At 65.6% G+C, this 21,470-nt stretch carries 29 protein-coding genes; 28 read left to right on the top strand and 1 reads right to left on the bottom strand.

Going from position 1 to position 21,470, the window contains the following annotated elements; genetic code table 11:
* Positions 1 to 29: 29 nt before the first annotated feature.
* The 3 genes from fusA (at position 30) to AA983_RS01030 (ending at position 5,815) form a co-directional block, all read left to right on the top strand.
* Positions 30 to 2,144, top strand: coding sequence for an elongation factor G (fusA, locus tag AA983_RS01040; RefSeq protein ID WP_047310398.1), 2,115 nt, complete (start codon positions 30 to 32; stop codon positions 2,142 to 2,144).
* 119 nt (positions 2,145 to 2,263) lie between these two features.
* On the top strand, positions 2,264 to 3,460 hold the full coding sequence (gene tuf / locus AA983_RS01035; protein ID WP_047310397.1) for an elongation factor Tu: 1,197 nt from the start codon (positions 2,264 to 2,266) through the stop codon (positions 3,458 to 3,460).
* A 102-nt stretch (positions 3,461 to 3,562) separates the two neighbouring features.
* A complete protein-coding gene (locus tag AA983_RS01030) occupies positions 3,563 to 5,815 on the top strand; it encodes a hypothetical protein (RefSeq protein WP_047310396.1) in 2,253 nt (750 codons plus the stop codon).
* Positions 5,816 to 5,876: 61 nt separating this feature from the next.
* On the opposite strand, the gene AA983_RS01025 is transcribed toward AA983_RS01030, so the two are convergent.
* Positions 5,877 to 6,722 carry a hypothetical protein gene (locus AA983_RS01025; protein WP_047310395.1) on the bottom strand — a complete coding sequence of 282 codons (846 nt, stop codon included), beginning with the start codon at positions 6,720 to 6,722 and terminating at the stop codon, positions 5,877 to 5,879.
* Positions 6,723 to 6,916: 194 nt separating this feature from the next.
* Between AA983_RS01025 and AA983_RS01020 the strand changes: the two genes are divergently transcribed.
* From AA983_RS01020 to AA983_RS00900, 25 genes are all read left to right on the top strand, one after another.
* Positions 6,917 to 8,185, top strand: a complete 1,269-nt coding sequence (locus AA983_RS01020; protein ID WP_047310394.1) for an aminotransferase class I/II-fold pyridoxal phosphate-dependent enzyme — start codon at positions 6,917 to 6,919, stop codon at positions 8,183 to 8,185.
* Positions 8,186 to 8,620: 435 nt separating this feature from the next.
* Positions 8,621 to 8,929: a 30S ribosomal protein S10 gene (rpsJ, locus tag AA983_RS01015; protein ID WP_006946210.1), complete on the top strand. Its 309-nt coding sequence runs from the start codon at positions 8,621 to 8,623 to the stop codon at positions 8,927 to 8,929.
* Between the two features lie 15 nt (positions 8,930 to 8,944).
* The gene (gene rplC, locus AA983_RS01010; protein WP_047310393.1) at positions 8,945 to 9,601 is read left to right on the top strand and encodes a 50S ribosomal protein L3; all 657 of its coding nucleotides are present in this window, start codon (positions 8,945 to 8,947) and stop codon (positions 9,599 to 9,601) included.
* A gap of 2 nt (positions 9,602 to 9,603) precedes the next feature.
* Positions 9,604 to 10,254 (top strand): 50S ribosomal protein L4, encoded by a 651-nt coding sequence (gene rplD / locus AA983_RS01005; protein ID WP_047310392.1) that lies wholly within the window; start codon positions 9,604 to 9,606, stop codon positions 10,252 to 10,254.
* Positions 10,251 to 10,550, top strand: a complete 300-nt coding sequence (rplW, locus tag AA983_RS01000; RefSeq protein WP_047310391.1) for a 50S ribosomal protein L23 — start codon at positions 10,251 to 10,253, stop codon at positions 10,548 to 10,550. Before rplD ends, rplW begins: the two co-directional genes overlap by 4 nt.
* A 52-nt stretch (positions 10,551 to 10,602) precedes the next feature.
* The gene (gene rplB / locus AA983_RS00995; protein WP_047310390.1) at positions 10,603 to 11,439 is read left to right on the top strand and encodes a 50S ribosomal protein L2; all 837 of its coding nucleotides are present in this window, start codon (positions 10,603 to 10,605) and stop codon (positions 11,437 to 11,439) included.
* A gap of 15 nt (positions 11,440 to 11,454) precedes the next feature.
* Complete coding sequence (gene rpsS, locus AA983_RS00990) at positions 11,455 to 11,736, top strand: 30S ribosomal protein S19 (protein WP_047310389.1); 282 nt, start codon at positions 11,455 to 11,457, stop codon at positions 11,734 to 11,736.
* Between the two features lie 47 nt (positions 11,737 to 11,783).
* Positions 11,784 to 12,152 carry a 50S ribosomal protein L22 gene (rplV, locus tag AA983_RS00985; RefSeq protein ID WP_047310388.1) on the top strand — a complete coding sequence of 123 codons (369 nt, stop codon included), beginning with the start codon at positions 11,784 to 11,786 and terminating at the stop codon, positions 12,150 to 12,152.
* A complete protein-coding gene (gene rpsC, locus AA983_RS00980; RefSeq protein ID WP_047310387.1) occupies positions 12,152 to 12,982 on the top strand; it encodes a 30S ribosomal protein S3 in 831 nt (276 codons plus the stop codon). The genes rplV and rpsC overlap by 1 nt, the downstream gene beginning before the upstream one ends.
* Positions 12,982 to 13,401, top strand: a complete 420-nt coding sequence (rplP, locus tag AA983_RS00975; RefSeq protein WP_047310386.1) for a 50S ribosomal protein L16 — start codon at positions 12,982 to 12,984, stop codon at positions 13,399 to 13,401. The genes rpsC and rplP overlap by 1 nt, the downstream gene beginning before the upstream one ends.
* Positions 13,401 to 13,637, top strand: a complete 237-nt coding sequence (rpmC, locus tag AA983_RS00970; RefSeq protein ID WP_047310385.1) for a 50S ribosomal protein L29 — start codon at positions 13,401 to 13,403, stop codon at positions 13,635 to 13,637. Before rplP ends, rpmC begins: the two co-directional genes overlap by 1 nt.
* Positions 13,638 to 13,639: 2 nt before the next feature.
* The gene (gene rpsQ, locus AA983_RS00965; RefSeq protein WP_047310384.1) at positions 13,640 to 13,930 is read left to right on the top strand and encodes a 30S ribosomal protein S17; all 291 of its coding nucleotides are present in this window, start codon (positions 13,640 to 13,642) and stop codon (positions 13,928 to 13,930) included.
* A gap of 191 nt (positions 13,931 to 14,121) precedes the next feature.
* Positions 14,122 to 14,490, top strand: a complete 369-nt coding sequence (rplN, locus tag AA983_RS00960) for a 50S ribosomal protein L14 (RefSeq protein ID WP_006946197.1) — start codon at positions 14,122 to 14,124, stop codon at positions 14,488 to 14,490.
* A gap of 3 nt (positions 14,491 to 14,493) precedes the next feature.
* The gene (gene rplX / locus AA983_RS00955; protein WP_047310383.1) at positions 14,494 to 14,856 is read left to right on the top strand and encodes a 50S ribosomal protein L24; all 363 of its coding nucleotides are present in this window, start codon (positions 14,494 to 14,496) and stop codon (positions 14,854 to 14,856) included.
* Positions 14,856 to 15,419 carry a 50S ribosomal protein L5 gene (gene rplE, locus AA983_RS00950; protein WP_047310382.1) on the top strand — a complete coding sequence of 188 codons (564 nt, stop codon included), beginning with the start codon at positions 14,856 to 14,858 and terminating at the stop codon, positions 15,417 to 15,419. The genes rplX and rplE overlap by 1 nt, the downstream gene beginning before the upstream one ends.
* 2 nt (positions 15,420 to 15,421) lie before the next feature.
* Positions 15,422 to 15,607, top strand: coding sequence for a type Z 30S ribosomal protein S14 (locus tag AA983_RS00945; RefSeq protein WP_047310381.1), 186 nt, complete (start codon positions 15,422 to 15,424; stop codon positions 15,605 to 15,607).
* Positions 15,608 to 15,692: 85 nt separating this feature from the next.
* Positions 15,693 to 16,091: a 30S ribosomal protein S8 gene (rpsH, locus tag AA983_RS00940; RefSeq protein WP_047310380.1), complete on the top strand. Its 399-nt coding sequence runs from the start codon at positions 15,693 to 15,695 to the stop codon at positions 16,089 to 16,091.
* Positions 16,092 to 16,114: 23 nt separating this feature from the next.
* The gene (gene rplF, locus AA983_RS00935; RefSeq protein WP_047310379.1) at positions 16,115 to 16,654 is read left to right on the top strand and encodes a 50S ribosomal protein L6; all 540 of its coding nucleotides are present in this window, start codon (positions 16,115 to 16,117) and stop codon (positions 16,652 to 16,654) included.
* Positions 16,655 to 16,657: 3 nt separating this feature from the next.
* A complete protein-coding gene (gene rplR, locus AA983_RS00930) occupies positions 16,658 to 17,032 on the top strand; it encodes a 50S ribosomal protein L18 (RefSeq protein WP_047310378.1) in 375 nt (124 codons plus the stop codon).
* A 37-nt stretch (positions 17,033 to 17,069) separates the two neighbouring features.
* Positions 17,070 to 17,717 (top strand): 30S ribosomal protein S5, encoded by a 648-nt coding sequence (gene rpsE, locus AA983_RS00925; RefSeq protein ID WP_047310377.1) that lies wholly within the window; start codon positions 17,070 to 17,072, stop codon positions 17,715 to 17,717.
* Positions 17,717 to 17,899 (top strand): 50S ribosomal protein L30, encoded by a 183-nt coding sequence (gene rpmD, locus AA983_RS00920; RefSeq protein WP_047310376.1) that lies wholly within the window; start codon positions 17,717 to 17,719, stop codon positions 17,897 to 17,899. Before rpsE ends, rpmD begins: the two co-directional genes overlap by 1 nt.
* Positions 17,900 to 17,901: 2 nt before the next feature.
* Entirely contained in the window at positions 17,902 to 18,372 is a 471-nt protein-coding gene (rplO, locus tag AA983_RS00915; RefSeq protein ID WP_047310375.1) for a 50S ribosomal protein L15, read from the top strand.
* A gap of 218 nt (positions 18,373 to 18,590) precedes the next feature.
* Positions 18,591 to 19,904, top strand: coding sequence for a preprotein translocase subunit SecY (gene secY, locus AA983_RS00910; protein WP_047310374.1), 1,314 nt, complete (start codon positions 18,591 to 18,593; stop codon positions 19,902 to 19,904).
* Positions 19,904 to 20,482 carry an adenylate kinase gene (locus AA983_RS00905; protein ID WP_047310373.1) on the top strand — a complete coding sequence of 193 codons (579 nt, stop codon included), beginning with the start codon at positions 19,904 to 19,906 and terminating at the stop codon, positions 20,480 to 20,482. The genes secY and AA983_RS00905 overlap by 1 nt, the downstream gene beginning before the upstream one ends.
* A complete protein-coding gene (locus AA983_RS00900) occupies positions 20,482 to 21,399 on the top strand; it encodes a M24 family metallopeptidase (RefSeq protein WP_047310372.1) in 918 nt (305 codons plus the stop codon). Before AA983_RS00905 ends, AA983_RS00900 begins: the two co-directional genes overlap by 1 nt.
* Positions 21,400 to 21,470: the final 71 nt, after the last annotated feature.

Genomic DNA, 21,470 nt, shown 5'->3' with positions numbered 1-21,470 from the left:
ATTCTGAACTTCGAACGAGAAGAGACACCGTGGCACAGGACGTGCTGACCGACCTGAAGAAGGTCCGCAACATCGGCATCATGGCGCACATCGACGCCGGCAAGACGACGACGACCGAGCGCATCCTCTTCTACACCGGCGTCAACCACAAGATCGGTGAGACGCACGACGGTGCGTCGACGACCGACTGGATGGAGCAGGAGAAGGAGCGTGGCATCACGATCACGTCCGCTGCTGTGACGTCGTTCTGGGAAGGTACCCAGATCAACATCATCGACACCCCGGGTCACGTGGACTTCACGGTGGAGGTCGAGCGCTCGCTGCGCGTTCTCGACGGTGCCGTCGCTGTCTTCGACGGCAAGGAGGGCGTCGAGCCCCAGTCCGAGACGGTGTGGCGCCAGGCTGACAAGTACGACGTTCCGCGCGTCTGCTTCGTCAACAAGATGGACAAGATGGGCGCTGACTTCTACTTCACCGTCCAGACGATCAAGGACCGCCTCGGTGCGGAGCCGCTCGTGCTCCAGCTGCCGATCGGTGCCGAGAACGACTTCGTCGGTGTCGTCGACCTCATCTACAACCGCGCTCTCGTGTGGCCGGGTGACGCCAAGGGTGACGTCACCATGGGTGCCAAGTACGAGATCCAGGAGATTCCGGACGACCTCAAGGCCAAGGCCGAGGAGTACCGCAACGCGCTCGTCGAGCGTGTCGCCGAGTCCGACGACGACCTCATGGAGAAGTACCTCAGCGGCGAGGAGCTGACCGAGGACGAGATCAAGGCCGGCATCCGCAAGCTCACGGTCAACTCCGAGCTCTACCCGGTCCTGTGTGGCTCCGCGTTCAAGAACCGCGGCGTCCAGCCGATGCTCGACGCCGTCGTCGACTACCTCCCGAGCCCGCTCGACGTGCCGCCGATGATCGGCCACGTCCCGGGTGACGAGGAGCAGGAGATCACGCGTAAGCCGGCTCTCGACGAGCCCTTCTCGGCCCTCGCGTTTAAGGTCGCTGCGCACCCGTTCTTCGGTTCGCTCACCTTCATCCGCGTCTACTCGGGCAAGATCTCCGCCGGCTCGCAGGTCGTCAACACGACCAAGGGCAAGAAGGAGCGCATCGGAAAGCTCTTCCAGATGCACGCCAACAAGGAGAACCCGGTCGACGAGGCACAGGCTGGTCACATCTACGCCGCCATCGGTCTCAAGGAGACGACGACGGGTGACACCCTGAGCGACCCGAGCAGCCAGATCGTCCTTGAGTCGATGACGTTCCCGGAGCCGGTCATCTCGGTCGCCATCGAGCCGAAGACGAAGGGTGACCAGGAGAAGCTCTCCACGGCCATCCAGAAGCTGGCTCAGGAAGACCCGACCTTCCAGGTCGAGCTCGACGAGGAGACCGGCCAGACCATCATCCGTGGTATGGGCGAGCTCCACCTCGACATCCTGGTCGACCGCATGAAGCGCGAGTTCAAGGTCGAGGCCAACGTCGGCGCCCCGCAGGTGGCGTACCGCGAGACGATCCGCAAGGCCGTCGCGAAGTACGACTACACGCACAAGAAGCAGACCGGTGGTTCCGGTCAGTTCGCGAAGGTCCAGATCACCTTCGAGCCCCTCGACACGTCCGAGGGCGAGCTCTACGAGTTCGTCAACGCCGTCGTCGGTGGTCGCGTGCCGCGTGAGTACATCCCCAGCGTCGACAACGGCATCCAGGACGCCATGCAGCAGGGTGTCCTCGCCGGTTACCCGCTGGTGGGCCTCAAGGCCACGCTGGTCGACGGCGCCTACCACGACGTCGACTCCTCGGAGATGGCGTTCAAGATCGCCGGCTCCATGGCACTGAAGGAGGCCGTCCGTAAGGCCGACCCGGTGCTGCTCGAGCCGATGATGGCAGTCGAGGTCCGTACGCCCGAGGAGTACATGGGCGACGTGATCGGCGACATCAACTCCCGCCGTGGCCAGATCCAGGCCATGGAGGACGTCAGCGGCGCCAAGGTCGTTCGTGGCCTCGTTCCGCTGTCGGAGATGTTCGGGTACGTTGGTGACCTTCGTTCCAAGACGCAGGGTCGTGCCAACTACACGATGCAGTTCGACTCGTACGCCGAGGTTCCCCGGAGCGTCGCGGACGAGATCATCAAGAAGATCCGGGGCGAGTGAACGGGTCCGTCCCGTCTAGAGACCCGTAACACAACCTGTAAACAACAGACGCGTCCCGGCGCCTTCAACCCCGAAGGCGACAAAGCGTTTGACCAACACAAGTCCTGAGGAGGACCCAAGTGGCGAAGGCGAAGTTCGAGCGGAGCAAGCCGCACGTCAACATCGGCACCATCGGTCACATCGACCACGGCAAGACGACGCTGACGGCAGCAATCTCTAAGGTTCTGCACGACAAGTACCCGGAACTCAACCCCTTCACGCCGTTCGACGAGATCGACAAGGCGCCGGAGGAGAAGCAGCGCGGTATCACGATTTCGATCGCGCACATCGAGTACCAGACGGAGAAGCGTCACTACGCTCACGTCGACTGCCCCGGTCACGCTGACTACGTGAAGAACATGATCACCGGTGCTGCTCAGATGGACGGCGCCATCCTCGTGGTCGCGGCCACCGACGGCCCGATGCCGCAGACGAAGGAGCACGTCCTCCTGGCCCGCCAGGTCGGCGTTCCCTACATCGTCGTCGCGCTGAACAAGGCTGACATGGTCGACGACGAGGAGATCATGGAGCTCGTCGAGATGGAGGTCCGCGAACTGCTGTCCTCCTACGACTTCCCGGGCGACGACCTGCCGGTCGTTCAGGTCTCGGCGCTCAAGGCGCTCGAGGGCGACGCCGAGTGGGGCGACAAGCTCATGGAGCTCATGAACGCTGTCGACGACTCCATCCCGGAGCCGGAGCGCGACATCGACAAGCCGTTCCTCATGCCGGTCGAGGACGTCTTCACGATCACCGGTCGTGGAACCGTCGTCACGGGCCGCATCGAGCGCGGTGTCCTGAACGTCAACGAGGACGTCGAGATCGTCGGCATCCACGAGGGCCCGGCCACCAAGACGACCGTCACGGGCATCGAGATGTTCCGCAAGCTGCTCGACGAGGGTCGCGCCGGTGAGAACGTGGGTCTGCTCCTTCGCGGTGTCAAGCGCGAGGACGTCGAGCGTGGCCAGGTTGTCGTCAAGCCGGGTTCGATCACCCCGCACACGGACTTCGAGGGTCAGGTCTACATCCTCTCGAAGGACGAGGGTGGCCGCCACACGCCGTTCTACGACAACTACCGTCCGCAGTTCTACTTCCGTACGACGGACGTCACGGGTGTCGTTCACCTGCCCGAGGGCACCGAGATGGTCATGCCCGGCGACAACACCGACATGACGGTGGAGCTCATCCAGCCCATCGCCATGGAGGAGGGCCTGAAGTTCGCCATCCGTGAGGGTGGTCGTACGGTCGGCGCCGGTCGCGTCACCAAGATCATCAAGTGATCTGATCCCTTCGGGGATCCATCCGCAAAGGGTCTCGAGGCATTCGCCTCGGGGCCCTTTGCCGTGCTCGGGGCACTGTCTGCGGCGCCGTAGGATGTTCCGGTGCTGAACCGCCGTAACGCCCCACCACTCGTCGTCCTGCTCCTCGTGGTGTTCGCCGCTCCGGTTCTCGTCGACGTCGAACCACTTGCGGCTTTGCGGTACGCCCTGTGGACAGCTTTGTGGTGGGTCTTCGGTTGGGCCCTGGTTGGGCGCTACACCACCGGTGGGTTCGAGCGAGCCACGATCGGCGCGGCCGTGGGCATCGGGGCGCAGCTCGCGAACTGGCTTCTGTGGCAGGTCGTCGGTGCGCCGACGTTCACGGTTGCCGGCGGCGTAGTGGCCCTCGTCGCGGCAGGCGTTCTGGAGCGACGCGCCAGGAATCGAACGACACTGCTCAGCGGCGACGAGCACGACGTGGACGACGAGCGCGTCGGGCAGCACGAGGCTGCGGTTCGGGGCATCCCGACCGGCTCGCTGTGGCTACTCACCGTGGCGACGTTCTGGATGGCGTGGCTCTTCGTCGGATTCGGACGTCACCAGTCGCGCCCGCCCGGTCCCAGCACGATGTACCAGGACCTGTACTGGCACGTTGGAATCGCTGCGGAACTCAAACGGACGGCGCTGCCCACGGTTCCTCACGTCGAGGTCCTCGGTCAGCTCAACTATCACTGGTTGAGCAACGCCTACATGGCGTCCGGGAGCCTGGGCTCCTTCACCTCGACGTCGGACGTGGCGACGCGCCTGTGGTACCTGCCTGTTGTTGCTCTGGCGCTCGCGCTGTGCCTCGTCGTCGGGCGCAGGCTGAGCGGGGCCTGGATCGCAGGGACGGCGGCGATCGTCCTGTTCGTGATTCCGGCGGGCATCGTGCCCATGGCCTGGAAGGGCCCGACCGGCCCGACGACGGCTTTCGTCTGGCCCAGCCCGTCGCAGATCTTCGGTCTCGTCTTCACCCTGTGGGCCGCGTGGCTGTTCGTGCCGATCCTGCGGGGAGCACGCATCGGCTGGAAGGGCGCCATCGTCTGCTTGGTGACCGCCTTCGTGTGCGCCGGCGCGAAGTCGAGCATCCTGCCGGTCTTCTGCTGCGGGGCCCTCGCGGTGGGAATCGTGTACGTTCGCAGGTCTGCGGTGCGACGTGGCGCCGCGATCGTCTTCGGTTCCTGCCTCGCCGGAATCGCCCTCGCGTTGCCCCTGTTCGCGGGCGGCTCCGCCGGGTCCAAGATCCGACTCTTCTCAAGCTTCCGGCACCAGAGCCCGTACAAGCACTACGTCGAGCCGCCGAACACGTTCGACCACGGCCCCTTCGTGATGCCGCATCTCGCGACAACGGGAGTGGTCGTGCTCGTTGTCGGTCTGCTCGTGGCTCTCGCCGTGCAGTACGGCTACGCCGCAACGAGCGTCGCCCTGGGGCGCACGTGGCGGACCGACCCCGCACCCGTCTTCCTGCTCGCGTCCTTCGCGGCGAGCCTCGCCGCCTACCTGCTCGTGGACCACACGGGGATGTCGCAGGGCTACTTCCCGACGGGCGCCCTGCCCCTCATCGCCCTCCTTGCAGGGTGGGGATTCGCCGAGCTGTGGGAACGAAGCGCCTCGCGCCGGTGGCAGATGCTCTCGGTGGGATTCGTCATCGGTGGGCTGCTGCTTCTGGCCCTTCGTTGGGCGAGCGGCACATCGGTGCCCGACCGGACGGACATCCCGGCAAGCGTGCTCGCCTTCGCGCTCCTGACGCTGGCGCTCGTCGTCGGTGCACTCGTGGTCAGTCGTTACCGGCCGCTCGTCGGAGCCGGAATCCTCTTCGGAGCGGCACTGGTCTTTCCCGCGTTCAACGTCGGCAAGAACAACGGTGGAAGCCTGTTCTCCACCGTGACGGACGACAAGGCATGGACCGTGTCCGCACAGGAGACGTCTGCGGCACAGTGGGTTCGAGATCACTCGGGCGAGACGGACGTCGTGGCCACCAACGTCCACTGTCGGGTGCCCGAGGACGCCGAGTGCGACTCGCGCGCCTACTGGGTGAGCGCGCTGACCGAGCGGCGGGTCTTCATCGAGGCATGGGGCTACACCGATCCCGCGCAGCGCAACGCAGGTAGGGGCGGTCTACCGGCGACGTCGCAGCCGTTCTCGGATCAGAAGCTCTTCGCGCTCAACGAGAAGGTCTTTCACGATCCCGACCGCGCCACCGTCGAGCAACTGCAACGGCGGGGAGTCCGTTGGCTCTACGCGGACACCGCGGCCAGCGACGTCTCTCCCGACCTCGCGGATTACGCGGATGCCGTACATCACTCCGGAACCGTCACGGTCTATCGACTGGACTAGGTGAACGCACGAACGTGGGCCGGGGGGGCACGCGATGGTCCCGGCCCACGTTCGTTCGAACTCAGAGCGTGCCGCTCTGGCCGACGTAGCAGGTGCTCGCCTTCCAGTCGCGCGGCGCTTCGTGCAGCTCAGCCTTGAAGGTGCCGCTCTTGGCGCCCTTGACGTCCGGCAGGCCGTGGCCGACGATCACACGCTTGTTCGCGTCCATGCAGATGGCCCGGATCCCGGTGACCGGCGAGTCACCGTTCGCGGCGTAGTTGCCGGTGATGACCGGGCGGCGGTTCGGGCCGTCGTTGTTGATCTTGACGTTGCTCATCGTGATGTCGTCCGAGCGGTCGTCGGTCTCGTTCTTGGTGAGGCTGAGGCGCACCTTCTTGATGCCCGCCGGGGCCTTGCCGAGCTTGGTGCTGATCTTGATCATGTCCTTGCCCTTGCCGACCTTGATCGTGTCCTCGACCGTGCCGATCACCTTGCCGCTCGCGTCGAGCATGTCGTAGCGGACCGTGGCCTTGCCCGGGCCGGTGCCGTCGACCTTGAGGACGGCGTAGAACTCGCCGTACTTGCTGTCCGGACGCTTCTGGTAACCACCTGCGGTGACGAGCGTCGCCTTCGTCACGGGGCCGCTGGGCAGGCTGGCGGCCTGTTCGGGTGATGCTGCGCCCTGGTCCTTCTCGTCCGTCGTGCCGGCGTCCTCGGTCGGGTCGGAGGGCGTCGTCGTGGACGACGTCGTGTCTTCGCTCGACTTCTCGGACTGCGTCGACGGCGAGGCCTCGTCCGTGCTGCTGGACTTCGACGTGGTCGAGGAGGAACCGCTCCCGCCGGTTGCCGACTCCGGGCCACAGGCGCCGAGAGCCAGCGCCGAGGCGACGGAGAGGGAAAGAACCGTAGCTCGTGTCGTCTTACGCATGATCGTCTTCCTTCGTGTGTGAGCCGGGCTGGATGAACGTCCGACGGGCCTGCGCGCCAGGAGGTTCCATCGAATTCGTATACGGCGGAAGTCTGCTCGAACCCGAGGCGGCGTTGGGGGAGTGAGACGTGTCTGGCTGCGGGGCTCCGTGCGTGGAAGGATGAGAACGACTGTGAGCGACCGGAAGGAACCCGATGACCCTCGCCGACATGGCCGCCGATGACCTGGCGGGCCTGGTGACATCCCTGCGTGACGAGTACGAACAGCTGAAGGGCAAGGGGCTGAAGCTCGATCTGACGCGCGGCAAGCCTTCGGCCGAGCAGCTCGACCTTGCGAACGCCTTGCTCACACTCCCCTCGCAGACGACGGCCGACGGCGTCGACGTACGCAACTACGGCGGGCTCGCGGGCCTCCCTGAGATCCGCAGCATCTTCGCCGAACTGCTCGGTGTGGGGCTCGACCAGATCGTCGCGGGCAACAACTCGAGCCTCACGATGATGCACGACACCCTCGTGTACCACCTCCTGCGTGGCGGCCTCGACTCCCCGCGCCCCTGGGCACAGGAGGAGAAGGTTCGCTTCCTGGCCCCTGTGCCCGGCTACGACCGCCACTTCGCGCTCCTGGAGTCGTTCGGCATCGAGATGATCACCGTCCCGATGAACGACGACGGCCCCGACGCCGAAGAGTGCGCCCGCCTCGTGGCGACCGACCCGAGCATCAAGGGCATGTGGGTCGTGCCCACCTACGCGAACCCGACGGGGGCCGTCTGCTCGCAGGAGGTCGCGGCCGCGCTCGCCGCGATGCCGACCGCAGCTCCCGACTTCCGCATCTTCTGGGACAACGCCTACGCCGTGCACCACCTCGACGGCGTGGAGGCCAAGACGGCGGACATCGTCAGCCTCGCGCAGGCCTCGGGTCACCCGAACCGCCCGATCATGTTCGCCTCGACGTCGAAGATCACCTTCGCCGGTGCCGGTGTCGCCTTCCTCGCGGGCTCGCGCGACACCGTGGCCTGGTACCTCGAGAACCTGGGCAACGGTTCCATCGGGCCGGACAAGGTCAACCAGCTCGCCCATGCCGAGTTCTTCGGTGACGCAGCCGGGGTGCGCGCACACATGGCCAAGCACCGCGACATCATGGCGCCGAAGTTCGCCGCCGTCGGCGCAGCCCTCGAGGCTCGGCTCGGAAGCTACGACGTCGCGCGGTGGAACACGCCGCACGGCGGCTACTTCGTGAACCTCGACGTCGTGCCCGGCACGGCCTCACGCGTCGTGGAACTCGCCAAGGAAGCCGGCATCGCGCTGACACCCGCCGGCTCGTCGTTCCCCTACGGCAAGGACCCGAAGGACGAGAACATCCGTCTCGCACCGTCGCTCCCTCCGCTCGACGAGGTACGCACGGCCATGGAGGGTGTCGCCCTCTGTGTGCTGCTCGCAGCGGCCGAGGCGAAGAACACAGCCTGAACACGACACACGACCGAACCACGGTCCCGTGCCGGGGTTCGAGAGGCCGGGCCCGCCCGGGGCGCACCGTGCTCGAACCGAGCGGTGCGCTCCGAGGTGGGCTCGGTCGGTGTGTGAGGGCAAGGCGCGGTGTGGCCATCGCCACGGCCGCCCCGATTTGGCCATCGCCGGGGCATCTGGCACTATGGACAAGTTGCTTGACGCGTGGTGAAGGTCCGTACCTGCACTGCCGCCTCTGAAACGCACCTGTTCTGCGCCTCCTGAAGGTGCGACCACCCCGAGCGGGTGACGTGCGATTCAGGGAAGCGCAAGCACCGGCTGAAAAGCCCTCGCCTCCCCGACGGAGGCGACGGCCCGAAGGGGTCGCGACACGCCCGAACGCGTGGGTGGGGAGCCGGCACTGAACATGATTGGCGAGAAGAGAGACTCACGCGAATGGCGGGACAGAAGATCCGCATCCGACTGAAGTCGTATGACCACGAGGTCATCGACAGCTCGGCGCGCAAGATTGTCGACACGGTGACCCGTGCAGGCGCAACGGTCGTCGGACCGGTGCCGCTGCCGACGGAGAAGAACGTTTTCTGCGTCATCCGGTCGCCGCACAAGTACAAGGACAGCCGCGAGCACTTCGAGATGCGTACGCACAAGCGCCTCATCGACATCGTTGACCCGACGCCGAAGGCCGTCGACTCGCTCATGCGACTCGACCTCCCGGCTGACGTCAACATCGAGATCAAGCTGTAAGCGAGGGTTTGACTCATGACTGCAACCACTGAGCGCTCCGTGAAGGGGCTCCTCGGCGAGAAGCTCGGCATGACCCAGGTCTGGGACGCCGACAACCGCCTCGTCCCCGTCACGGTCGTCGCCGTCGGCCCCTGCGTCGTCACGCAGGTCCGTAACGCTGACGCCGACGGCTACAACGCGATCCAGATCGGCTACGGCCAGATCGACCCGCGCAAGGTCACCAAGCCGCTGACCGGCCACTTCGAGAAGGCCGGCGTCACGCCGCGTCGTCACCTGGCCGAACTGCGTACCTCCGACGCCGGCGAGTACTCGCTCGGCCAGGAGATCACGGCCGAGGCTTTCGAGGCCGGCCAGAAGGTCGACGTCGTCGGCCGCACCAAGGGTAAGGGTTTCGCCGGTGTCATGAAGCGTCACGGCTTCGCCGGTGTCTCGGCCTCGCACGGTGCGCACCGTAACCACCGCAAGCCGGGCTCGATCGGTGGCTGCGCCACGCCGGGTCGTGTCTTCAAGGGCATGCGTATGGCCGGTCGCATGGGCGGCGTTCGCCAGACCACCCAGAACCTCCAGATCCACGCCGTCGACGCCGAGAAGGGTCTGCTGCTCATCAAGGGTGCCGTTCCCGGCCCCGCGGGCGCTGTCGTTCTCGTGCGTACGGCACTCAAGGGAGCCTGAGCATGACTACCGTTGACATCCTGAGCCCTGAGGGCAAGAAGTCCGGTTCTGTCGAACTGCCGGCTGACATCTTCGACGTTGTCACCAACGTGCCGCTGATCCACCAGGTCGTGGTGGCTCAGCTCGCAGCAGCTCGTCAGGGCACTCACGCCACCAAGACCCGCGGCATGGTCCGCGGCGGTGGCCGCAAGCCTTACCGCCAGAAGGGCACCGGTCGCGCCCGCCAGGGCTCGACCCGCGCGCCGCAGTTCGCCGGCGGTGGCACCGTCCACGGCCCGCAGCCGCGTGACTACAGCCAGCGCACGCCCAAGAAGATGAAGGCCGCCGCTCTGCGTGGCGCCCTGTCGGACCGTGCACGCTTCGAGCGCATCCACGTTCTCGAGTCGGTCGTCGCGGGCGAGACCCCGTCGACGAAGGCCGCCGCGAAGTTCCTCGCGTCGCTGTCCGACCGCAAGAACCTGCTCGTCGTCATCGACCGCTTCGACTCGGTCTCCGAGCTCAGCGTTCGCAACCTGCCGAACGTTCACGTTCTGTGGGCCGACCAGCTCAACACGTACGACGTGCTGTGCGCCGACGACATCGTGTTCACGAAGGCCGCCCTCGACGGCTTCGTCTCCGGTGGCGCTGCACAGGCGAAGGAGGAGGCCAAATGAGCTCGCTGAACAAGGACCCGCGCGACGTCATCATCAAGCCGGTGGTGTCGGAGAAGTCCTACGCGCTCCTCGACGAAGGCAAGTACACGTTCATCGTTGACCCCCGTGCGAACAAGACGGAGATCAAGATCGCCATCGAGCAGATCTTCGACGTCAAGGTCGCTTCGGTGCACACGCTGAACCGCAAGGGCAAGACGCGCCGTACGCGTTTCGGCATGGGTAAGCGCAAGGACACCAAGCGCGCCATCGTCTCGCTCACGGAAGGCAACATCGACATCTTCGGTCAGGCTTCCTGACCAACAGATGACGATCGCCGAATCAATCCAAGACTGAGGACGACTTAGACCCATGGCTATTCGCAAGTACAAGCCCACGACCCCCGGTCGTCGTGGCTCGAGTGTGGCCGACTTCGTCGAGATCACTCGCTCCACGCCCGAGAAGTCGCTGGTGCGCCCGCTCTCCAAGACCGGTGGCCGCAACGCTTCCGGTCGTATCACGACCCGTCACATCGGTGGTGGCCACAAGCGCGCCTACCGTGTGATCGATTTCCGCCGCGCGGACAAGGACGGTATCCCGGCCAAGGTCGCTCACATCGAGTACGACCCCAACCGCACCGCCCGCATCGCGCTGCTTCACTACGCCGACGGCGAGAAGCGCTACATCATTGCGCCGAACCGCCTCAAGCAGGGTGATCGCATCGAGAACGGCCCCGAGGCCGACATCAAGCCGGGTAACAACCTGCCGATGCGTCACATCCCCGTCGGTACGGTCATCCACTGCGTCGAGCTCCGCCCCGGCGGTGGCGCGAAGATCGCCCGTTCCGCGGGTGTTCGCGTTCAGCTCGTCGCCAAGGACGGCCCCTACGCCCAGCTGCGTATGCCCTCCGGTGAGATCCGCAACGTCGACGTCCGCTGCCGCGCGACGATCGGCGAGGTGGGCAACGCCGAGCAGAGCAACATCAACTGGGGCAAGGCCGGCCGCATGCGTTGGAAGGGCAAGCGCCCGACCGTCCGCGGTGTCGCCATGAACCCGGTGGACCACCCGCACGGTGGTGGTGAGGGTAAGACCTCTGGTGGTCGTAACCCCGTCAGCCCGTGGGGCCAGAAGGAAGGCCGCACCCGCCGCCCGAACAAGGACAGCGACAAGCTCATCGTGCGTCGCCGTCGCACTGGCAAGAAGCGCTGATAGGAGCCTTTCGAAATGCCTCGTAGCCTCAAGAAGGGCCCCTTCGTCGACGATCACCTCGCGAAGAAGGTCGAAGCCCAGAACGCCGCCGGCACGCAGAACGTCATCAAGACGTGGTCGCGCCGCTCGATGATCACCCCGGACATGCTCGGCCACACCCTGGCCGTGCACGACGGCCGCAAGCACGTCCCGGTCTTCGTGACCGAGAGCATGGTCGGCCACAAGCTGGGTGAGTTCGCTCCTACTCGTACCTTCAAGGGTCACGAGAAGGACGACAAGAAGGGTCGCCGCCGCTGACGCGGCGGGGGTACTCCACCATGACTGACGAAAGTAAAGGGACAGCGATGGAAGCCAAGGCGCAGGCGCGGCACGTCCGCGTAACGCCGATGAAGGCCCGCCGCGTCGTGGACATGATCCGTGGCAAGCAGGCCGCTGACGCGATCGCGCTGCTGCAGTTCGCTCCGCAGGCGGCTAGCGAGCCGGTTCTCAAGACGCTCAACAGCGCCATTGCGAACGCACGATTCACGGCGGACAAGAACTCCGTGGCCTTCGACGAGAACGCGCTGGTCGTCAAGACCGCGTTCGTCGACGAGGGTCCGACCATGAAGCGATTCCGTCCGCGCGCTCAGGGTCGCGCAAGCCGCATCCTCAAGCGCACGAGCCACATCACGATCGTTGTGGGCGAGCGCGACTCGAAGGGAGGTAACCGCTGATGGGTCAGAAGATCAACCCGAACGGTTTCCGCCTCGGTATCACCACCGAGCACAAGAGCCGCTGGTTCGCCGACTCGACCAAGCCGGGTCAGCGCTACAGCGACTACGTCAAGGAAGATGTCGCGATCCGCAAGCTCCTCTCGGAGGGCATGGAGCGCGCCGGCATCGCCCGCGTCGACATCGAGCGCACGCGTGACCGCGTTCGTGTCGACATCCACACCGCTCGCCCGGGCATCGTCATCGGTCGCCGCGGCGCCGAGGCCGACCGCCTGCGCGGTCGCCTGGAGAAGCTCACGGGCAAGCAGGTCCAGCTGAACATCCTCGAGGTCAAGAACCCCGAGGCCGACGCTCAGCTCGTCGCCCAGGGCATCGCCGAGCAGCTCTCGGCCCGCGTGTCCTTCCGACGCGCGATGCGCAAGGGCATCCAGTCCGCACAGCGCGCCGGCGCCAAGGGCATCCGTGTCCAGTGCTCCGGCCGTCTGGGCGGCGCAGAGATGAGCCGTTCGGAGTTCTACCGCGAGGGTCGTGTGCCGCTGCACACGCTGCGCGCGAACATCGATTACGGCTTCTTCGAGGCCAAGACGACGTTCGGTCGCATCGGCGTCAAGGTCTGGATCTACAAGGGTGACCTGACGGCCAAGGAGCTCGCTCGCGAGCAGGCCGCCGCCCCGCAGCGTCCGCAGCGCGGTCGTCGTGGCGACGGTCCCCGCGGTGAGCGTGGAGAGCGCGGTCGCGGTCGCGGCCAGCGTTCGGAGCAGACCGCACAGGCGAACGACGTGGCCACCGAGACCACCGAGTCCGCCCCGAAGACCGAGGGAGCTGAAGCCTGATGCTTATTCCCCGTCGTGTTAAGCACCGCAAGCAGCACCACCCGAAGCGTACGGGTATGGCCAAGGGCGGCACCGAGGTGACGTTCGGCGACTACGGCATCCAGGCGCTCGAGCCGGCCTACGTCACCAACCGTCAGATCGAGTCCGCTCGTATCGCCATGACGCGCTACATGAAGCGTGGCGGAAAGGTGTGGATCAACATCTACCCGGACCGTCCGCTGACGAAGAAGCCGGCCGAAACCCGTATGGGTTCCGGTAAGGGTTCGCCGGAGTGGTGGGTCGCCAACGTCAAGCCGGGCCGCGTCATGTTCGAGGTCAACGGTGTGTCCGAAGAAGTTGCTCGTGAGGCCATGCGCCTGGCGATGCACAAGCTGCCGATGAAGTGCCGCTTCGTCGCGCGTGAAGGTGGTGACATCTGATGGCCAAGGGTTCGGAGGACCTGCAGCCGCAGGCACTGCGCGAGATGACGGACGAGGTGCTGGCTACGAAGCTCGCAGAGGCGAAGAAGGAACTCTTCAACCTGCGCTTCCAGTCGGCTACCGGCCAGCTCGAGAGCTCGGCACGTCTGCGTTCCGTCCGCACGGACATCGCGCGTATCTACACGGAGATGCGTGAGCGCGAGCTCAACATCGGCCGTGACGAGAAGGTTGGCTGAAGATGAACGACAAGCAGGAGACCGCCGTGAGCGAGAGCGCCGAGCGTAACTACCGCAAGACGCGCCAGGGCTACGTCGTCAGCGACAAGATGGACAAGACGGTCGTCGTCGAGGTCGAGGACCGCGTCAAGCACGCGCTCTACGGCAAGGTCATGCGCCGTAGCAGCAAGGTCAAGGCCCACGACGAGCAGAACAGCGCCGGTATCGGCGACCGCGTGCTCATCATGGAGACCCGCCCGCTGTCGGCAACCAAGCGCTGGCGCATCGTCGAGATCCTCGAGCGCGCCAAGTAAGCCGGATGGCACAGCCGGAGCCGGGGCAGTTCTGAGCCACGCACACCACGGGGGACGAGCCTGCTCGTCCCCCGTGGGAGGGCGCAGATTACCCCGGTTTTTGGCTGTGCGGACCGGTATGAGACCATTAAACGTTCCGCAAGGCTCGCTCAGGTAGGGCGAGAACCAGTGAGACGACAGGAGTAGAAACTGTGATTCAGCAGGAGTCGCGACTTCGTGTCGCCGACAACACCGGTGCCAAGGAGATCCTGTGCATCCGCGTGCTCGGCGGCTCTGGCCGTCGGTACGCCGGCATCGGTGACACCATCGTGGCCACCGTCAAGGACGCCATCCCCGGTGGCAACGTCAAGAAGGGTGACGTCGTCAAGGCCGTCATCGTTCGCACCAAGAAGGAACGCCGTCGTGCAGACGGCTCCTACATTCGCTTCGACGAGAACGCGGCCGTCATCCTCAAGGGCGACGGCGACCCGCGTGGTACGCGCATCTTCGGCCCGGTCGGGCGCGAGCTGCGCGACAAGAAGTTCATGAAGATCATTTCGCTTGCCCCGGAGGTGCTCTGAACCATGGCGGCCAAGATGAAGATCAAGAAGAACGACCTCGTCCAGGTCATCAGCGGCCGTTCCGAGAAGAACGGTGGCGACAAGGGCAAGCAGGGCAAGGTCATTGCCGTGTTCCCGGAGACGCAGCGAGTCCTCGTCGAGGGCATCAACCGCGTCACGAAGCACGTCAAGGCCGGTCAGCCCGGTGCCGGCACCGGCGGCCTCACGGTCGTCGAGGCTCCGATCCACGTCTCGAACGTGGCCCTGGTCGACCCTGAGACGAACAAGCCCACCCGTGTGCGCACCCGCGTCGAGCAGGTCGAGCGCGACGGCAAGACCAAGAACGTGCGTACCCGCGTGGCCGTGCGTTCCGGTAAGGACCTGTGATGTCTGAGACCACCAAGACCACCCCGCGTCTCAAGACGCGCTACGCCGACGAGATCAAGGGCCAGCTGCAGGGCGAGTTCAACTTCGCCAACGCGATGCAGGTTCCGGGTGTCGTCAAGGTCGTCGTCAACATGGGTGTTGGCGACGCCGCGAAGGACAGCAAGCTGATCGAGGGCGCCATCCGCGACCTCGAGGCGATCACCGGTCAGAAGCCGGCCGTCACCAAGGCGCGCAAGTCCATCGCTCAGTTCAAGCTGCGCGAGGGTATGCCCATCGGTGCGCACGTCACGCTGCGTGGCGACCGCATGTGGGAGTTCCTCGACCGTCTGGTCTCGGTTGCGCTCCCGCGTATCCGTGACTTCCGCGGCCTGTCGCCGAAGCAGTTCGACGGCAACGGCAACTACACGTTCGGTCTGAACGAGCAGTCGATGTTCCACGAGATCGACCAGGACAAGATCGACCGCGTGCGCGGCATGGACATCACCGTTGTGACCACGGCCGCCAACGACGACGAAGGCCGCGCCCTGCTGCGCGCCCTCGGATTCCCGTTCAAGGAGAAGTGACGATGGCGAAGACCGCACTGATCAACAAGGCGAACAAGAAGCCGAAGTTCGGCGTCCGTGCCTACACGCGCTGCCAGCGCTGTGGCCGTCCGCACTCGGTTTACCGCAAGTTCGGCCTCTGCCGTATCTGCCTGCGGGAAATGGCGCACGCCGGCGAGCTGCCCGGCGTCACCAAGTCCAGCTGGTAAGAACTCACAACTCCCACAATTCTCTCTACACCGTAGGTCGACCAGGACTGGTTGAAACCCCGGTGAGGAAGGGCGGAGAAGCCCAATGACCATGACCGACCCGATCGCGGACATGTTGACGCGAGTCCGGAACGCCAACTCGGCGCACCACGACTCGACGTCCATGCCGTTTTCGAAGCTGAAGTCCCACATCGCTGAGATTCTCGAGCGCGAGGGTTACATCGCCGGCTGGACCGTCGAGGACGCCCGCGTCGGAAAGACGCTCACGATCAACCTGAAGTACGGCCCGAACCGTGAGCGCGCCATCGCCGGCGTGCGTCGCGTGTCGAAGCCCGGTCTTCGCGTGTACGCCAAGTCCACGAACCTCCCGCGGGTTCTCGGTGGCCTCGGTGTTGCCATCATTTCCACGTCGTCCGGCCTCCTGACCGACAAGCAGGCAGCCGCGAAGGGTGTGGGCGGGGAAGTCCTCGCCTACGTCTGGTAATCAGGAATTAGGAGGAGAAACAGATGTCACGTATTGGACGTCTCCCGGTTCCTGTCCCGTCCGGTGTCGAGGTGACCATCGATGGCCAGGACGTCACGGTGAAGGGCCCCAAGGGCACCCTCGACCTGACGGTTCCCGCGCCGATCACCGTCGCCAAGGGCGAGGACGGTTCCGTCGAGGTGACGCGTCCGAACGACGAGCGCGACTCGCGCTCGCGTCACGGCCTCACGCGTAGCCTCATCAACAACATGGTCGTCGGTGTCACCGACGGCTACACCAAGAAGCTCGAGATCCACGGCACGGGTTACCGCGTCACGGCCAAGGGCAGCGACCTGGAGTTCGCTCTGGGTTACTCGCACCCGATTCTCGTCAAGGCGCCCGAGGGCATCACCTTCGCCGTCGAGAACCCCACGCGCTTCTCGGTCTCCGGTATCGACAAGCAGCTCGTCGGCGAGGTCTCGGCCAACATTCGCAAGCTGCGCAAGCCCGACCCGTACAAGGCGAAGGGTGTCCGCTACGAAGGCGAGCACATCCGCCGCAAGGTCGGAAAGGCTGGTAAGTAAGCCATGGCAAAGATCGTCAAGCGTTCTGCGTCCAAGTCCGCAGCTCGTGGCCGTCGCCACCTGCGTCTGCGCAAGAAGGTCACGGGTACGGCTGTCCGTCCCCGTCTGGTCGTCTCGCGTTCCAGCCGTCACGTCTTCGTCCAGGTCGTCGACGACACCGTCGGTAAGACGGTTGCGTCCGCTTCCACCATGGAAGCCGACCTGCGCACCTTCGACGGTGACAAGTCCGCCAAGGCCCGCAAGGTCGGTGAGCTCGTCGCCGAGCGCGCGAAGGCTGCCGGCATCGAGGCCGTCGTCTTCGACCGTGGTGGTAACCGGTACGCCGGTCGCGTCGCCGCGATCGCCGACGGTGCCCGCGAGGGTGGCCTGAGCCTGTGATGACCAACAAGAACAACGCCGAGAAGAGGAATGTCTGATGGCTGGACCCCAGCGTCGAGGCGCCGGTACCGCTCAGACGGGCGGCGAGCGCGACAACAACCAGCGTGACAACCGTCGTGACGGCGGTCGTCGTGACGGCGGCCGTGGCCGCGGTCGCGAGGAAGAGCGCAACCAGTACGTCGAGAACGTCGTCACCATCAACCGTGTCGCCAAGGTCGTGAAGGGTGGTCGTCGCTTCAGCTTCACCGCCCTCGTGGTCGTCGGTGACGGTGACGGCACCGTGGGTGTTGGATACGGCAAGGCCAAGGAAGTTCCGGCCGCCATCGCCAAGGGTGTCGAGGAGGCGAAGAAGAACTTCTTCCGCGTCCCGCGCATCCAGGGCACCATCCCGCACCCCGTCCAGGGTGAGGACGCCGCAGGCGTCGTTCTGCTGAAGCCGGCTTCGCCGGGTACCGGTGTCATCGCCGGTGGTCCGGTTCGCGCCGTGCTCGAGTGCGCAGGTATCCACGACGTCCTGTCGAAGTCCCTGGGTTCGTCGAACTCGATCAACATCGTCCACGCGACGGTCGCGGCCCTCAAGGGTCTCGAGCGTCCGGAGGCTGTCGCCGCCCGCCGTGGTCTGCCGCTCGACGCGGTTGCCCCGGCAGCGATGCAGCACGCGATGTCGGCAGGAGCTGATGCGTGATGGCTAAGCTCCAGGTGACCCAGATCCGTTCCGAGATCGGTGGCAAGCCGCAGCACCGCGAGACCCTGCGTTCGCTGGGCCTCAAGCGCATCGGCCACACGGTCGTCAAGGAGGACCGCCCTGAGTTCCGTGGCATGGTCCGCGCGGTCGCGCACCTCGTGACCGTCGAGGAGGTTGACTGACAATGGCTGACACCAAGGCAGCTACGGGCGGTTCGACCCTGAAGATCCACAACCTGCGTCCCGCCCCGGGAGCCAAGACCGCGAAGACCCGTGTCGGTCGCGGTGAGGGCTCGAAGGGTAAGACCGCAGGCCGTGGTACCAAGGGTACGAAGGCTCGTTACCAGGTTCCCGCCCGCTTCGAGGGTGGCCAGACGCCGCTGCACATGCGTCTGCCCAAGCTCCGCGGCTTCAAGAACCCGTTCAAGGTCGAGTACCAGGTTGTGAACCTGGACAAGATCTCGGCTCTCTTCCCGAACGGTGGCGACGTCGACGTCGCTGCGCTCGTCGAGAAGGGTGCGGTCCGCAAGGGCCAGCCGGTCAAGGTGCTCGGCACCGGTGACATCACCGTCAAGGTGAACGTCACGGCCCAGAAGTTCTCGGCTTCGGCCAAGGAGAAGATCGAGGCCGCCGGCGGTTCCGTCACCGCTGAGTGACGCACTGTTCGACCGATGAACCCCGGTCCGGGGGAGTCACGATGTGACCGCCCGGGCCGGGGTTCTTCGCATCACGGGGGAACGGACAGGTATCGTTCATCCGTTGATGCTTGCGCCCGGCGTACCCGCGCCCGAGTCGCGAACTCACCTGACGGCCTCCTGGCCCGACGGATCGATCCAAACACCTGCCACGTAAGCGCGTGGCGCAGGAGGTTGTAGTGCTCACCAGTTTTGGACGCGCCTTCCGGACGCCCGAACTGCGGAACAAGATCCTGTTCACGCTGGCCATCATGGCGCTGTTCCGGCTCGGGTCGCACATTCCGACGCCCGGCATCAGCTTCGACCTGGTGAAGAAGTGCCAGGAGGCGGCTACCGGATCGGGCAACCTCCTCGGCCTGGCCAACCTGTTCTCCGGTGGCGCGCTGCTCCAGCTGTCGATCTTCGCGCTCGGCATCATGCCGTACATCACCGCGAGCATCATCGTTCAGTTGCTCACCGTGGTCATTCCCCGCTTCGAGCAGTTGAAGAAGGAAGGCCAGAGCGGCCAGGCCAAGATGACGCAGTACACGCGTTATCTGACGATCGCTCTCGCTCTGTTGCAGAGCTCGACACTCATCACGGCGGCCCGCAACCCGTCCTCGATCCTGGGTGGCTCGCCGGCGACGTGTTCGACGATCATGCCGGACGACTCGATCCCGACGATCCTCATCATGATCATCACGCTCACGGCGGCCACGGGCCTCATCATGTGGCTCGGTGAGCAGGTCACGGAGCGTGGAATCGGCAACGGAATGTCGCTGCTCATCCTCACCGCCGTCGCCGCCAGCGTGCCGCAGAGCATCTGGGCGATCCGCGATCAGGGTTGGGGCAAGTTCCTCATCGTCGTCGTCATGGGTTTGGCCATCACCACGGCCGTCGTCTTCGTCGAGAACAGCCAGCGTCGCATTCCGGTGCAGTACGCCAAGCGCATGATCGGTCGCCGTTCCTACGGCGGGACGACGACGTACATCCCGCTCAAGGTCAACATGGCCAACGTCATCCCGATCATCTTCGCGACGTCGTTGCTCTCGTTGCCCATGCTCGTCGCGCAGTTCCAGGGATCTTCGACCAACCCGCCGAAGTGGGTGGAGATCATCAACACCTACTTCGCGCGAGGCGACCACCCGCTGTACATGGCCGTGTACACGGTGCTCATCGTGTTCTTCACGTTCTTCTACGTCTCGATCACGTACCAGCCCGACGAGGTTGCCGACAACCTCAAACAGGCCGGCAGCTTCATCCCGGGCGTGCGTGCCGGATCCTCGACGGCGAAGTATCTCGGCTACGTGCTGAACCGCATCACGACGGTGGGTGCCATCTACATCGCGGTGCTTGCGCTCATTCCGCTCATCGCCCTCGCGCTCGTCAACGCGAACCAGAACTTCCCGTTCGGTGGCGCGTCGATCCTCATCCTCGTCGGTGTGGGTCTCGAGACCGTCAAGCAGGTCGACTCCAAGCTCCAGCAGCACAACTACGAAGGGTTCCTCCGATAATGCGACTCATCATTCTCGGCCCTCCCGGGGCCGGCAAGGGAACTCAGGCCGAGCGACTCGCGGCCGGACGCGGTATCCCGCACATCTCGACCGGTGACATCTTCCGGGCGAACATCAAGAACGAGACCGAGCTCGGTCTCAAGGTGAAGGACATACTCGCCTCGGGCGGTTACGTCACGGACGAGATCACCAACGAGATCGTCAAGAACCGTCTGGCCGAGGACGACGCGAAGGCCGGCTTCCTCCTCGACGGCTACCCCCGCACGGCGAACCAGGTGGACGCTCTCGACGCCATGCTCGCGGAGAAAGGTGAGGCGCTCGACGCCGTCCTCGAGCTCACGGTCGACGCGGAGGAAGTCGTGCAGCGACTCGTCAAGCGCGCCGAGACCTCGGGTCGTAGCGATGACACCGAAGAAGTGATTCGCGAGCGCCAGGAGCTGTACGTGCGTGAGACTGCACCGCTCGCGGAGGCGTACACGCAACGCGGGATGCTCGTGCAGATCGACGGCATGGGTTCCATGGACGAGGTCGAGGCTCGCATCAACGCCGCGCTCGATCAGGTTTCCTCGGCACGCTGATGTTCGGACGCACTCGCCTTCCCCTGAAGTCGAGCGACGACATCCGCGCGATGCGCCGGGCCGGTCTCGTGACCGGCTCGGCGCTTCGTGCGTCCGCGCTCGCCGCCCGTCCCGGCATGACGACGCAGGACGTCGACGCCGTCGCCCACGACCACATGCGTGAGCGTGGCGCCACGCCCTCCTTCCTCGGCTACCACGGCTTCCCGGCCACCTTGTGCATCTCGGTCAACGACGAGGTTGTCCACGGCATCCCCGGGCCCCGGGTCCTGAGCGAGGGCGACGTCGTCTCCCTCGACTGCGGTGCGATCGTCGACGGCTGGCACGGCGACTCCGCGCTGACGTTCGTCGTCGGCGCGAACGACGACAACCCGGCCGGCGCCGCACGGGTGGCGGCTCGTCACGCGGGGGAGGACCCCCACCTCGACGAAGCAGGGCTGATCGCGGCCGCCGGGGGCGATGCCGTGCGTTCCCTCGTCCTCGCGACCGAAGGTTCGATGTGGGCCGGCATTCGAGCCCTTGCCGCCGGCAAGCGCCTCAACGACGTCGGCTCCCAGGTCGAAGCCGCCCTGCGCACGGGGTACGCCGAACTGGCCGACTTCGAGATCGTCGACGGGTACACGGGCCACGGCGTCGGGCGCGAGTTGCACCAGGAGCCGACGGTCTACAACGAAGCAGTCTCGGAGCGGCTGCCGAAGGTCGAGACCGGCCTGGTTGTCGCCGTCGAGCCGATGGTGACGCTCGGAACGTACGAGACCCACGAACTCGACGACGGCTGGACGGTCAAGACCGACGACGGCTCGCTCGCCGCCCACTTCGAGCACACGGTCGCCGTCACCGAGCGCGGCCTGTGGGTTCTCACCGCGCACGACGGCGGGCGCAGCGCGCTCGGCGACCTCTACGGAGGGCTCGACGACTGAGGTGTCCGTGCGCCCTCGCAGGCGTGTGCCTCGGCGCCCGCCGTCCCCGATTTGGGGATGGCGGACGCTGA

Source organism: Dermacoccus sp. PE3, assembly GCF_001021715.1.
Lineage (GTDB): Bacteria > Actinomycetota > Actinomycetes > Actinomycetales > Dermatophilaceae > Dermacoccus > Dermacoccus abyssi.
The sequence above is the reverse complement of the archived record's forward strand: the minus strand, read 5'-3'. Positions and strand labels throughout refer to the sequence as shown.

Bases quoted from the DNA above. Each gene is read 5' to 3' on its own strand.
- AA983_RS00900 (WP_047310372.1), top strand. From the start codon at position 20,482: ATGTTCGGACGCACTCGCCTTCCCCTGAAGTCGAGCGACGACATCCGC.
- rpsJ (WP_006946210.1), top strand. From the start codon at position 8,621: ATGGCGGGACAGAAGATCCGCATCCGACTGAAGTCGTATGACCACGAG.
- rpsE (WP_047310377.1), top strand. From the start codon at position 17,070: ATGGCTGGACCCCAGCGTCGAGGCGCCGGTACCGCTCAGACGGGCGGC.
- rpsH (WP_047310380.1), top strand. From the start codon at position 15,693: ATGACCATGACCGACCCGATCGCGGACATGTTGACGCGAGTCCGGAAC.
- AA983_RS01025 (WP_047310395.1), bottom strand. From the start codon at position 6,722: ATGCGTAAGACGACACGAGCTACGGTTCTTTCCCTCTCCGTCGCCTCG.
- rplP (WP_047310386.1), top strand. From the start codon at position 12,982: ATGCTTATTCCCCGTCGTGTTAAGCACCGCAAGCAGCACCACCCGAAG.
- rplX (WP_047310383.1), top strand. From the start codon at position 14,494: ATGGCGGCCAAGATGAAGATCAAGAAGAACGACCTCGTCCAGGTCATC.
- rpmD (WP_047310376.1), top strand. From the start codon at position 17,717: ATGGCTAAGCTCCAGGTGACCCAGATCCGTTCCGAGATCGGTGGCAAG.
- rplF (WP_047310379.1), top strand. From the start codon at position 16,115: ATGTCACGTATTGGACGTCTCCCGGTTCCTGTCCCGTCCGGTGTCGAG.
- rplV (WP_047310388.1), top strand. From the start codon at position 11,784: ATGGAAGCCAAGGCGCAGGCGCGGCACGTCCGCGTAACGCCGATGAAG.
- rplW (WP_047310391.1), top strand. From the start codon at position 10,251: ATGAGCTCGCTGAACAAGGACCCGCGCGACGTCATCATCAAGCCGGTG.
- rpsS (WP_047310389.1), top strand. From the start codon at position 11,455: ATGCCTCGTAGCCTCAAGAAGGGCCCCTTCGTCGACGATCACCTCGCG.
- AA983_RS00905 (WP_047310373.1), top strand. From the start codon at position 19,904: ATGCGACTCATCATTCTCGGCCCTCCCGGGGCCGGCAAGGGAACTCAG.
- rplO (WP_047310375.1), top strand. From the start codon at position 17,902: ATGGCTGACACCAAGGCAGCTACGGGCGGTTCGACCCTGAAGATCCAC.
- AA983_RS00945 (WP_047310381.1), top strand. From the start codon at position 15,422: ATGGCGAAGACCGCACTGATCAACAAGGCGAACAAGAAGCCGAAGTTC.
- rplC (WP_047310393.1), top strand. From the start codon at position 8,945: ATGACTGCAACCACTGAGCGCTCCGTGAAGGGGCTCCTCGGCGAGAAG.
- rplD (WP_047310392.1), top strand. From the start codon at position 9,604: ATGACTACCGTTGACATCCTGAGCCCTGAGGGCAAGAAGTCCGGTTCT.
- rpmC (WP_047310385.1), top strand. From the start codon at position 13,401: ATGGCCAAGGGTTCGGAGGACCTGCAGCCGCAGGCACTGCGCGAGATG.
- rpsQ (WP_047310384.1), top strand. From the start codon at position 13,640: ATGAACGACAAGCAGGAGACCGCCGTGAGCGAGAGCGCCGAGCGTAAC.
- rplB (WP_047310390.1), top strand. From the start codon at position 10,603: ATGGCTATTCGCAAGTACAAGCCCACGACCCCCGGTCGTCGTGGCTCG.
- rplR (WP_047310378.1), top strand. From the start codon at position 16,658: ATGGCAAAGATCGTCAAGCGTTCTGCGTCCAAGTCCGCAGCTCGTGGC.
- AA983_RS01020 (WP_047310394.1), top strand. From the start codon at position 6,917: ATGACCCTCGCCGACATGGCCGCCGATGACCTGGCGGGCCTGGTGACA.
- rpsC (WP_047310387.1), top strand. From the start codon at position 12,152: ATGGGTCAGAAGATCAACCCGAACGGTTTCCGCCTCGGTATCACCACC.
- rplE (WP_047310382.1), top strand. From the start codon at position 14,856: ATGTCTGAGACCACCAAGACCACCCCGCGTCTCAAGACGCGCTACGCC.